This window comes from Kitasatospora sp. NPDC127060, from assembly GCF_042724935.1.
Classification (GTDB): domain Bacteria; phylum Actinomycetota; class Actinomycetes; order Streptomycetales; family Streptomycetaceae; genus Kitasatospora.
The window spans coordinates 24545-35386 of sequence record NZ_JBHXEG010000088.1; the positions used below are offsets into that span (position 1 = coordinate 24545).

10 protein-coding genes and 1 pseudogene are annotated in these 10842 nt (G+C 72.6%); 9 read left to right on the top strand and 2 right to left on the bottom strand.

Features of this window, described 5'->3' with window-relative positions; all coding sequences use genetic code 11:
* On the top strand, positions 1-1251 hold the full coding sequence (locus ACFWIS_RS33960) for an NAD(P)/FAD-dependent oxidoreductase (RefSeq protein WP_380461150.1): 1251 nt from the start codon (positions 1-3) through the stop codon (positions 1249-1251).
* Positions 1248-1568 carry a UBP-type zinc finger domain-containing protein gene (locus tag ACFWIS_RS33965; protein WP_380461151.1) on the top strand — a complete coding sequence of 107 codons (321 nt, stop codon included), beginning with the start codon at positions 1248-1250 and terminating at the stop codon, positions 1566-1568. Before ACFWIS_RS33960 ends, ACFWIS_RS33965 begins: the two co-directional genes overlap by 4 nt.
* A 60-nt stretch (positions 1569-1628) precedes the next feature.
* Here the strand turns inward: ACFWIS_RS33965 and ACFWIS_RS33970 are convergent.
* Together ACFWIS_RS33970 and ACFWIS_RS33975 are read right to left on the bottom strand one after the other, a co-directional pair.
* Positions 1629-2000: pseudogene (locus ACFWIS_RS33970) on the bottom strand (cryptochrome/photolyase family protein); the annotation flags it as partial.
* Positions 2001-2009: 9 nt separating this feature from the next.
* Complete coding sequence (locus tag ACFWIS_RS33975; protein ID WP_380461152.1) at positions 2010-2543, bottom strand: DUF4383 domain-containing protein; 534 nt, start codon at positions 2541-2543, stop codon at positions 2010-2012.
* Between the two features lie 196 nt (positions 2544-2739).
* Between ACFWIS_RS33975 and ACFWIS_RS33980 the strand changes: the two genes are divergently transcribed.
* The 7 genes from ACFWIS_RS33980 (at position 2740) to ACFWIS_RS34010 (ending at position 10427) form a co-directional block, all read left to right on the top strand.
* Positions 2740-3402 carry a sigma-70 family RNA polymerase sigma factor gene (locus ACFWIS_RS33980; RefSeq protein WP_380461153.1) on the top strand — a complete coding sequence of 221 codons (663 nt, stop codon included), beginning with the start codon at positions 2740-2742 and terminating at the stop codon, positions 3400-3402.
* A 256-nt stretch (positions 3403-3658) separates the two neighbouring features.
* Positions 3659-4636, top strand: a complete 978-nt coding sequence (locus ACFWIS_RS33985; RefSeq protein ID WP_380461154.1) for a MerR family transcriptional regulator — start codon at positions 3659-3661, stop codon at positions 4634-4636.
* Positions 4637-5010: 374 nt separating this feature from the next.
* Positions 5011-6267, top strand: a complete 1257-nt coding sequence (locus tag ACFWIS_RS33990) for an NAD(P)/FAD-dependent oxidoreductase (RefSeq protein WP_380461158.1) — start codon at positions 5011-5013, stop codon at positions 6265-6267.
* 5 nt (positions 6268-6272) lie between these two features.
* Positions 6273-7052: a DUF1365 domain-containing protein gene (locus ACFWIS_RS33995; protein WP_380461159.1), complete on the top strand. Its 780-nt coding sequence runs from the start codon at positions 6273-6275 to the stop codon at positions 7050-7052.
* Entirely contained in the window at positions 7049-8335 is a 1287-nt protein-coding gene (locus ACFWIS_RS34000; RefSeq protein WP_380461155.1) for a class I SAM-dependent methyltransferase, read from the top strand. The genes ACFWIS_RS33995 and ACFWIS_RS34000 overlap by 4 nt, the downstream gene beginning before the upstream one ends.
* Positions 8332-9591 carry a class I SAM-dependent methyltransferase gene (locus ACFWIS_RS34005; protein ID WP_380461156.1) on the top strand — a complete coding sequence of 420 codons (1260 nt, stop codon included), beginning with the start codon at positions 8332-8334 and terminating at the stop codon, positions 9589-9591. The genes ACFWIS_RS34000 and ACFWIS_RS34005 overlap by 4 nt, the downstream gene beginning before the upstream one ends.
* Entirely contained in the window at positions 9588-10427 is an 840-nt protein-coding gene (locus tag ACFWIS_RS34010; protein WP_380461157.1) for a DUF1295 domain-containing protein, read from the top strand. The genes ACFWIS_RS34005 and ACFWIS_RS34010 overlap by 4 nt, the downstream gene beginning before the upstream one ends.
* Positions 10428-10842 lie beyond the last annotated feature (415 nt).

Below are 10842 nucleotides of genomic sequence, written 5' to 3' on the forward strand. Positions count from 1 at the left end.
ATGCCGAAGAACGAAGCAGCGGAGATCGTGGTGGTCGGCGCGGGCCTGGCCGGACTGGCCTGCGCGCTGGACCTGACCGCGGCCGGACGCGACGTCCTGGTCCTGGAGGCCGCCGAGAAGGTGGGCGGACGGATGCGCACCGACGTGGTCCAGGGCTTCCGGCTCGACCGCGGCTTCCAGGTGTTCAACACCGCCTACCCGCAGGTCAGGCGACGTCTGGACTTCGGAGCGCTGGGGCTACGCCCGTTCACCCCCGGATTCCTGCTGGCCGGCACGCGGGGCTTGCGCCGGGTGGTCGATCCGACCAGGCGCCCGGGCCAGGCCGGCGACCTGCTGCCCGGCAGGCTGCTGCCACTGCGCGACCTGGCCGCGCTGGGACTGCTGGGCGCCGCTGACGCGGTGCTGCCCGCCGCCGTGCTCAAGCGCCTGCCGGAGACCGACACCGCCGGCGCGCTGCGCCGGGCCGGGGTGTCGCCGAACGCCGTCCACGAGGTGCTCGGCCCGTTCCTGGCCGGGGTGTTCCTCGAGGAGGAGCTGGAGACCTCCAGCCGGCTGTTCCACCTGGTGTGGCGCAGCATGCTGCGCGGCAGCCTGTGCCTGCCCCGGGACGGCATCGGGGCGGTGCCGCGCCAGTTGGCGGCCCGGCTGCCGCAGGACCGGCTGGTCCGCAACGCCCCGGTGGAACGGGTGACGGCGCAGCGCGTGGTGCTCGCGGACGGTGCGGCGCTGCGGGCCCGTGCGGTCGTGGTGGCGACCGGGATGGCGCAGGCCGCCCGGCTGCTGCCGGGCCTGCGGGTACCGACGGCCCGAGGGGTCACGACCTTCTACCACACGGCGCCGACCAGCCCCCTACGCGAGCCGACCCTCGTCGTGGACGGGGGCCGGCAGGTGCTGAACACGGTGGTGCTGTCGGAGGTCGTCCCCGGCTGTTCACCGGACGGGCGGGCACTGGTGTCGACCTCGGTCCTGGGAACGGACGCGGACGAGCGGGCGGCCCGGGTCCGGGCCGGAGCACTGTACGGGGCGGACACCTCCGCCTGGGAGCAGCTGGCGGAGTACCGGATCGCCGAGGCGCTGCCGGCCGGTCCGGCGCCGCTCCTGCTCAGCCGCAGCACCCGGTTCGCGCCGGGGCGCTACGTGTGCGGGGACCACCGGGCCACCGGCTCGGTTCAGGGGGCGCTCGCCTCGGGCGCCCGGGCGGCCCGGGAGGTGCTGGCCGATCTGGCCGGGCCGGAAACCCGGTCGGCGTGAACGGACAGCGGGCCTGGCGGGTCGCGGTCGATCCGGGCCTGGTCGTTCAGCGGACCTGCGGCCATCTGGACGACCTCCGGGAGGCTCCCGCCGACCCGGGCGCGGGCTGCGAGGAGTGCCTGCGGACCGGCCGGGCCTGGGTGCACCTGCGGGCTTGTCTGAGCTGCGGGCACGTCGGCTGCTGCGACAGCTCGCCCGGGCAGCACGCCCACCACCACGCCCGCACCACCGCCGGGCACCACATCGCCCGGTCCCTCGAACCCGGCGAGGACTGGGCCTGGTGCTACACCGACGAGGTCTTCCTGCGCCCCGCCTGACCCGGGCGACCGCGGCGCCGTGGCACCGTCCCGGCGGTCCAGCCGGACGGGCGCTCGGGGCCCCGGCGCGGGTCGGGGCCCGGGATGGGCGCGGCCGCCGTCGGCGAACTGGGACATGCCGACGACGTTGGCGGTCATCACCCAGTCGTAGCCGTCCACGAAGCAGCGGTGGAACCAGTCGGTGAGTTCGCGCGGGTCCCAGCCGTGCTGGAGGGCCCAGTTGCCGAGCACCATCAGCCGGGGGATGTGGTGCACCCAGCCGTGGTCGCGGACCTCCGCGAGGACGCGGGCCGGGCAGCGGGCGGTGACGGCGTCGGCGTCCAGGTCGCGGAACCAGGCGGGCAGCGGTTCGTGGTGGCCGAGACGGTTGGCGTCGCGGTACTCCTCGCCGAGGTGCCAGTACAGCTGCCAGACGTACTCGCGCCACCGGGCGCGGGCCGCTCACACCGGACGCCCGGGGAGGCCGGGTCGCGCCACCTCGCCGGAAACCCGTTCAGGGCCGTTGCCAGTGGTCGACCGGGGGTGCCGGTGGCGCCAGTAGGGGTTGTCGAGCGGCAGCTTTCCGCTCACCCGCCCGTACATGCCGAAGGTGGCGATCACCAGTCCCGTCACGAAGCTGAACAGCACGTTCTGGATCCGGAAGGCCAGGATGTTGGCCGACGAGTCCAGCACCGCCAGGTTCACGAAACCGCTGAGGACGAACAGCGTGCCCACGGTGATGTTGATCGTGGAAGCGGCGTTTCCGCCGATCACCGCTCCGCCGACCAGGACGACGGCCGTGACCACCGACACGAGGCTGAGCAGGCCGTTGCTGGACAGGCCGGCGATCTTCTCCCCCGAGGTACTGAAGAAGGGCAGGCCGTCCGCGAATCCGAGGAAGCCGAACACGGCCAGGGCCGCGCCGCAGAGTCCGGCCCCGACACGGTAGACCTGCGAAAGCCGGTGGTCGACCGGCAGTTCGTCGTGCAGTTTCATGGTCCGCTCCATCGCTCGACGATCCGGAGGGCCACGCACCGCGCGGCCTCGTCTGCAGAATCGGCCGGAGCAGCCGACGGGAAGAGTCGCAGCGTTGCCGCAGCGATTTTGGTCTCAGGTTCACAAAACGCTGCACAAACGGTTCAACTTGGCCGAGCACGCACAATCGCCGGACTCTGGCCGTGTGAAACCGCCCATGCAAACTCGCCCCGATGTGCTGTGCAGCGGCCGGCAAGGGCCCCTGGCTACGGAGCCGCGTCGTCTTCTTGAGCTTTCGGCGCGCGGTGACGAGCGTGCGTTCGAAGCGCTGTACCGCATGGTCGCCGCACCTGTTTACGGGGTAGCCCTTCGGATTCTGGGCAGTCCGGCTCATGCCGAGGAGGTCACTCAGGAGGTCCTGTTGGAGGTCTGGCGCACGGCGGCGGCGTACCGGCCTGAGCGGGGTTCGGTGACGACGTGGGTGCTGACGATCGCCCACCATCGTGCGGTGGACCGTGTGCGCTCCATCAGGGCCGCCACCCTGCGTGAACAGGCTGTCGTGGCCAGGGAGCCCGTGTGGCGGGATTCGCCGGAGGAGGAGGCTGTTCGCTCGCTGGGCCGGCTGCGCGTCAGGTCTGTTCTGGCGGAGCTCAGTTCGGTGCAACGCGAGGCGGTGGTCCTGTCCTACTACGGCGGGTACTCGCACCGGGAGATCGCGCAGCGGATCGGAGTGCCGTTGGGTACCGTCAAGACGCGGATCCGCGACGGCCTCACCCGGCTGAGGGCCGCCTTCGACCCTGACGGTGACCGTGGTCAGCCGAGGGACGTTCCTCCTGGCCGCTGGCCCGCGTACGGCAGCGTGGCGCGGGTGAAGCGATGACGGCGACAGGTCCCGCGGTGGAGTCGGTGTGGGACTACCCGGGACCTCCGGCGGTCCGGTCCGCCCGCGGCCGTCCGGTCGAGCTGCACACGGTATGGCCAGGCTGGGCCCCCTCGCTGGTGATCGCCGCCACGGTGGTGTGCTGCGTGGGGTCCGCGGTGGGAAGGATCGCAGGACGGTGAGCCCATCGACCCGCCCCGGGACCGGATCGCTTGGCGGGGCACGACCTGGTGAGCGGGCCTCGGAACGCGACCCGATGGAGAACGTGGGGCTTTCGACCGGCAGTGTGGCCCGACGACTGGGCGTGTCCCCCACCACGATCCGATCCTGGGAGCGCCGGTACGGCATCGGCCCCGCCAGCCGGGAAGCCGGACACCATCGCCGCTGGAGTCCTGAGGACATCGCCGTCCTGGAGGCGATGTGCCGCCTGACGGCACGCGGAGTACCTCCGGGGGAGGCCGCGCACGCCGCCCTGGCCGGGCGGGACGTCACCCGGGACCGCCCGCAGGCTGCCCGACCCGGGCCGCAGACGAGCTCCAGGGGGAACGCACGCTCCGGCTACGGCCCAGGCGGTGGCCGGGCCCTGCAGGTCGGAACGGTGCGCCCGGAATGCCGGGGTCTGGCGCGGGCTGCGGTACGGCTGGACGCGGCGGAGGTCACCAGGATTCTGCGGGAAGCGGTCGACTCGCTCGGAGTGATCGACGCGTGGACCGAGGTGATGATGCCTGCGCTGCGTGCTGCCGGCCGCAAGTGGGCAGCGGACGGCGAGCAGTACGTCGAGGTCGAGCATCTGCTGTCCTGGCACGTCTCCAGCGCTCTGAGGGGCGTGGCTGTCGGTGCGTTCACCGCTCGTCAGGTGAGCCCGGTCCTCCTGACCGCCACGCCCTTGGATCTGCACACCCTTCCGCTGGAGGCCACGGCTGCGGCGCTGGCGGAGCGCTCGGTGCCTTTCCGGATGCTGGGGGCGGCCGTCCCGGCCAGGGCCCTCATGGACGCCGTCGACCGGATCGGCCCGGGGGCTGTGATGATCTGGTCCCAGGACCAGCACACCGCGGACCGCGAGCTGGTGCGCCGGATCGGCGACAGCACGTGGGGTCCGCGCGGCTCCCGGAGCAGGGCCGTGGTGGTGGCTGCCGGTCCCGGGTGGGCCCGGCACCAGCTTCCGGCGGGCGCCGCCCATCCTGCCACTCTTGCCGGCGCCGTCGACCTCCTCGAACGGGCCGTCATGGCCTGACACCCGCCATCGCGGCCCGGACCGGCGCGTCGTTGGCCGCGATGGCTGCTGTCCGCCCCATGACCGCTACGGGAACGCCTTCATGGACGCTGGTGCGCCGCCCGGGTTTGCCGTACGGCTCGGGGCACAGCGACGTCGCGGACCGCAGACACTGCAACGGCTCCCGGCGTACGCCGTCTGCTGATCCTCCGCTTCTCCCAGGAAGCGAATCCGGGCCAATCCGAGCAGGACTCGGTTCCGAATACCTGGTGCAACAACAGTGCGGGCCGCTTCGGGTCCTGTCGGGAGGGGCTCTCGTGACCACGTTCGACAGCATTTCCACAGTACGGGCCACAGCCGATGCGGGCGGCGCGCCGCGTCCGCGCACGGTCGCGGTGGTGGGAGCAGGCGTTGCCGGGCTCACGGCGGCCTACGAGCTCTCCCGCGCCGGGGTCGAGGTCGACTTGTTCGAAGCCGACGGGCGGCTCGGCGGCCACGCCCACACCCAGGACACCACTGCCGGGGACGGGCAGGCACTGGCGCTGGACACGGGGTTCCTGGTTCACAACGAGCGGACCTACCCGCACCTGGTACGGCTCTTCTCGGAGCTCGGCGTCCGAACCCGGGACAGCGAGATGAGCATGTCCGTGCGTTGCGACGGCTGCGGCCTGGAGTACGCGGGCGCAAGAGGACCGGTCGGCCTGCTCGCCGCGCCCGACGTCCTTGTCCGCGGACGGTACCTACGCATGCTCGCCGAGGTCCCGCGCTTCCACCGGCTCGCGCGCCGTCTGCTCGCCGACCCGGGGGCGGGTGACCCGAGCCTGCGCGACTTCCTCGCCGCAGAGGGCTTCTCGCCGTACTTCGTGAACCACTTCATGACCCCGGTGGTCTCCGCCGTGTGGTCCTGCGCCCCCGACCTGGCGGGTGACTACCCGGCCCGCTACCTGTTCGCGTTCCTCGACAACCACGGCATGCTCTCGGTGACCGGATCGCCGACCTGGCGGACCGTCGTCGGCGGCTCTCGTACCTACGTCGACAAGATCGCCGAGCGGCTCACCGCCGTCCACCGGTCCACTCCGGTCCGCGCGGTCGACCGGCACCCTGCCGGCGTCACCGTGGTCTCCGAGGACGGACGCCGCACCGAGGCCGACGCCGTCGTGATCGCCACTCACGCCGACCAGGCTCTGCGCCTGCTCACCGACCCGACCGACGCCGAGCGCGAGGTCCTCGGCGCCTTCACCTACTCGCGCAACCCCACTGTGCTGCACCGTGACCCGACGGTCCTGCCCTCCGCCCGGGGAGCGCGCGGGTCGTGGAACTACCGGATGCCGCACTGCACCGCCCCCTCCGACCGGGTGCGGGTCAACTACCACCTCAACCGGCTGCTGCGCCTGGACACCGCCGAGGACTACGTGGTCACCCTCAACGAGGACCGGCAGCAGCCGGTCCCCGACCACCTGGTGGTCTCCCGCACCGTGTACGACCACCCCGTGTACACCGCGCGTTCGGTCGCTGCCCAGCGTCGGCTGCCCGAACTCACCACCACCCGGACCGTGTTCGCCGGCGCGTACCACGGCTGGGGCTTCCACGAGGACGGCTGCCGCTCCGGCGTCGAGGCGGCCCGCGCCCTGCTGGGGGTGAGCGCGCCGTGACCGCACTGCCCGGACCGTGGGGCGCGCTCCTCTACGACACCGTCACCACGCACGTGCGCACGACACCCAGGCTTCGGTCGTTCCGCCACCGCGGGTACCTGTGGCTGGTGGACCTGGACCACCTCCCCGCGGTACCACGGATTCTTCGGCTGCTGGCCCGGTTCCTGCCCCGCGACCACTCCCTGGACACGGGCGGCGATCCGCTGACACTGCGCCAGGACCTGGAACGCTATCTCACCGGCCACGGAGTGCGTCTCGGAGACGGCCGGGTCCTGATGCTGACCCAGGCCCGCTCGCTCGGGCACGTGTTCAACCCACTGACCGTCTACTGGTGCCGCGACGAGGCGGGCCGTCCGCTGTGCACGGTCGCCGAGGTCCACAACACCTACGGCGGCCGGCACCGCTACCTGCTGCCGCCCGATCCCGAAGGCCGCGCCGAGAGCGCCAAGGAGTTCTACGTCTCGCCGTTCTTCCCCGTCGACGGCCGCTACACGATGGTGCTGCCCGAGCCTGGGAAGCGGCTGCGACTAACCGTCCACTTGCACCGCAAGGGCGGTCGCGCCTTCACGGCCACCGTCCACGGCACCGCCCGGCAGGCCGGGCCCGCCGTCCTGCTGCGGGCGGCGCTCCGGCACCCTTTCGCCACCTGGGCCGTCAGCCTGCACATCCGCTACCAGGGCATCCGCCTGTGGTTCAGCGGACTGCCCGTCCACCCCCGCCCGGTCCACAGCCCGTCCCGAGCCGCCGACAAGCCCGCTCCTACCGAAGAGGTGCCCGCCCCATGACGACCACGGTTCCCCCGGCAGCGACGCCGACACCCGTCGTCGACCCGGCCCGCTGGCCGGACGTCGCCCGGGTACCGGGCGTACCGCTGCGCGCGGCCGTCGCCGAACGCCTGTTGCGCAGGGTCGCCTCGCGTCGCGGCCTGCGCGTCGAACTTCCCGGCGGCCGCGATCTGCTGCCCGCGCCGTCCGGGGCGCCGGTGCTTCGCCTGCACCGCCCGCAGGCCTTCTTCCACCGGGTCGGCGAGAGCGGCCTGATCGGATTCGGCGAGGCCTACCAGGCCGGTGACTGGAACAGCCCCGACCTCGTCGCGCTGCTCACCGAGCTCGCGACCGCCCCCGAGACCCTCGTACCGACCGGCGCCCAGTGGCTTCGCCGCCTCTACGTCCAGCGGCCGCCCGACGAGGAACTGTCCACCGCGGCCAACGCGAGGCGCAACATCCACCGGCACTACGACCTGTCGAACGACCTGTTCGCGCTCTTCCTCGACCCGACGATGACCTACTCCTCGGCGCTCTTCCCGACCGGCCCCGGCCGGGCGCCGCTCGCGACCTGGGACGGTCTGCCCGCCGCCCAGCACCGCAAGATCGACCGGCTGCTCGACCTGGCCGCCGTCGGCCCCGGCACGCGCCTCCTGGAGATCGGCACCGGCTGGGGCGAACTCGCCCTGCGAGCCGCCGCACGCGGCGCCCACGTCGTCAGCCTCACCCTCTCCGAGGAGCAGCTCGTCCTCGCCCGGCGCCGCATCGCCGACGCCGGGCATTCGGACCGGGCCGAGGTCCGGCTCTGCGACTACCGCGCCGCCGAAGGCCTGTACGACGCCGTGGTCAGCGTCGAGATGATCGAAGCCGTCGGACGGCCCTTCTGGCCCGACTACTTCCGCACGCTCGACCGGGTCCTGGCGCCCGGCGGACGCGCCGCCCTCCAGGCGATCACCATGCCGCACGATCGGATGATCGCCAGCAGTCGCACCTACACCTGGATCCTCAAGTACATCTTCCCCGGCGGCCTCATCCCCTCCGTGCGGGCCATGGAGGAGACTGCCGCACGCCACACCCGCCTGCGGCTCATTCGCGCCGACGCCTTCGGGCCGCACTACGCCGAGACCCTGCGCCTGTGGCGCGAACGCTTCACCGAACGTTCTCCGCAGATCGCCTCCCTCGGCTTCGACGACGTCTTCCAGCGCATGTGGGAGCTGTACCTCGCCTACTCCGAGGCCGGATTCCGCACCGGCTACCTCGACGTCCACCAGATCCTTCTCACCCGCGACGAGGTGACGCCATGAAAGCGGCGGCCCTGATCGACACGGCCCTCGGCAAGCTGCTGCCCGGCCCCCTGCCGTTCCGTCTCAAAGCCTGGGACGGCTCCGCCACCGGCCCCGAGGACGCCCCCGTCGTAGTGCTGCGCCATCCCAGGGCGGTGCGCCGGCTGCTGTGGCAGCCCGGTGAGCTCGGTCTGGCCGAGGCCTACGCGTTCGGTGAACTCGACGTCGAGGGCGACCTCAAGTCCGGGCTGACGCAGGTCCGCAGGGCCATGGCTGGGCGGCGCCCCGTCGTACCCGCGCCGAGGGCCTGGCCCGCCCTGCTGGCCACGGCGGCCCGGCTCGGCGCACTCGGCGTGCCGCCGGCCCGACCGGCCGGACGCGCGGTGGTCGGCGGAGCGCTGCACAGCCGCGACCGCGACCGCGCCGTGATCAGCCACCACTACGACCTGTCCAACGACTTCTACGCTCTCCTCCTGGGCCCGGCCATGGCCTACTCGTGTGCTTACTACACCCGCGACCAGCAGGATCTCCAGTCCGCCCAGGACGCCAAGTTCGACCTCATCTGCCGCAAGCTCGCCCTCGAACCCGGGTCCCGCCTCCTCGACGTCGGCTGCGGCTGGGGCGCGCTCGCACGGCACGCCGCTCGTCGATTCGGGGCCCGCGTCACCGCCGTCACCCTCTCCGAACGCCAGCACCGCTGGGCGAGCGACAGCATCGCCCGGGCCGGGGTGGCGGACCTGGTCGACGTCCAGCTGCGCGACTACCGGGACATCGAGCCCGCCGCCTACGACGCGATCAGCTGCGTCGAGATGGGCGAGCACGTCGGCAAGGACCAGTACCCGGCCTTCGCCGACCGGCTGCACGCCCTCCTGCGCCCGGGTGGGCGCCTGCTCGTCCAGCAGATGTCACGCGGCTCCACCGCACCGGGCGGCGGGGCGTTCATCGAGACCTACATCGCCCCCGACATGCACATGCGCCCTGTCGGGCAGACCACCGGCCTCATCGAGGACGCCGGCCTGGAAGTCGTGCACGTGGAAGCGATGCGCGAGCACTACGCCCGCACCATCGACGCCTGGCACGACACCCTGCGCGACCGCCGGGCCGAGTTCCTCCGCCTGGTCGGGCGTCCCACCGTACGGCTGTGGGAGCTCTACACGGCCGGCAGCTCGTTGGCGTTCGCCGAGGGGCGGATGGGCGTGGACCAGATCCTCGCCCGCCGTCCCGGCGGTCAGTCGTCCACCGTTCGGCCGGCCGACTGGTACGAGGACCTGCCGTGAACGCCACGGCCTTCGCCCTCAACCTCGCCGTCACTGCCGCGGTCTCCCTCGCCGTCCTTCTCGCCGCGTTCGCGGCGGGAGTGCTCGCCGGACGCCACCGCGGCGTCGACATCGCCTGGGGACTCGCGTTCACCGCCGTGGCACTGAGCGGCTACATCATGTCCGACGGCCACGGCGACTCCGGGCGCCGGCTGCTGGCCACCGTCCTCGTCACCGTCTGGGGCCTTCGCCTGTCCGGGCACATCTGGTGGCGCTCCCGCGGTGCGCCCGAAGACCCCCGCTACGCCCGGATGCTCTCCCGCTCCCCCGAAGGCCCCGCCCGCACCCGGTACGCCCTGAGAATGGTCTACCTTCTCCAGGCCGCCCTCGTCTGGTTCGTCTCCCTGCCCGTCCAGGCCGCCCAGTACGTGCCGTTCCCGCCCGGTGCGCTCGCCTGGGCGGGCACCGCGCTGTGGACGGTAGGACTGTTCTTCGAATCGGTTGGCGACTGGCAGCTCGCCCGCTTCAGGGCCGACACCTCCAACCGGGGCCGGATCATGGATCGCGGCCTGTGGCGCTACACCCGCCACCCCAACTATTTCGGCGACGCCTGCGTCTGGTGGGGCCTGTTCCTGCTCGCCGCCGACGCCCCCGTCGGCTGGGCCTTCGTCCTCAGCCCGCTGCTGATGACCTACCTGCTCGCCTTCGGCAGCGGCAAGCCGATGCTCGAACGCCGGCTCGGCGCGCAACGGCCAGGCTGGGCCGATTACGCCGCCCGAACCAGCGGCTTCATCCCCCTGCCACCGCGCCGGTACCCGAACACCCCGACCGCACCACCTGCGAGGCCCCGCCCGTGATCGTCTCGATCGCCCTGTTCACCCAGAACCCGCGCCTGCGCGACAACCCCGTGCCCGCACGCCGCCCGCACCGCCACCGACCAGGTGGTGCCGGTGTTCCGGTGACCGGAACACCGGCACCGGGATCGCAGCTGTCCTCCGGAGCCCGCAGGCGAGCGGGTCGGTAGAGGTTTCGGTGCGCCGGGTGCTGCGGGACCCGGCGCAGTCCGAGGAGGTGGCCCAGGGGGTGCTGCTGGAGGTGTGGCGCACCGCCGCCCGTTACCGGGCCGCGTGCCGGGGCCGCTCGTCCTCCGTGGGAGGGGCTATCCGTGCGGGTGTTCGCGGAAGCGGTTGATGGCGGGCAGGTGCTTCTCGCGCAGTTCGGCGTTCTGGACGCCGAGGCCCTCCCGGGGGGCCAGGCAGAGCACGCCGACCT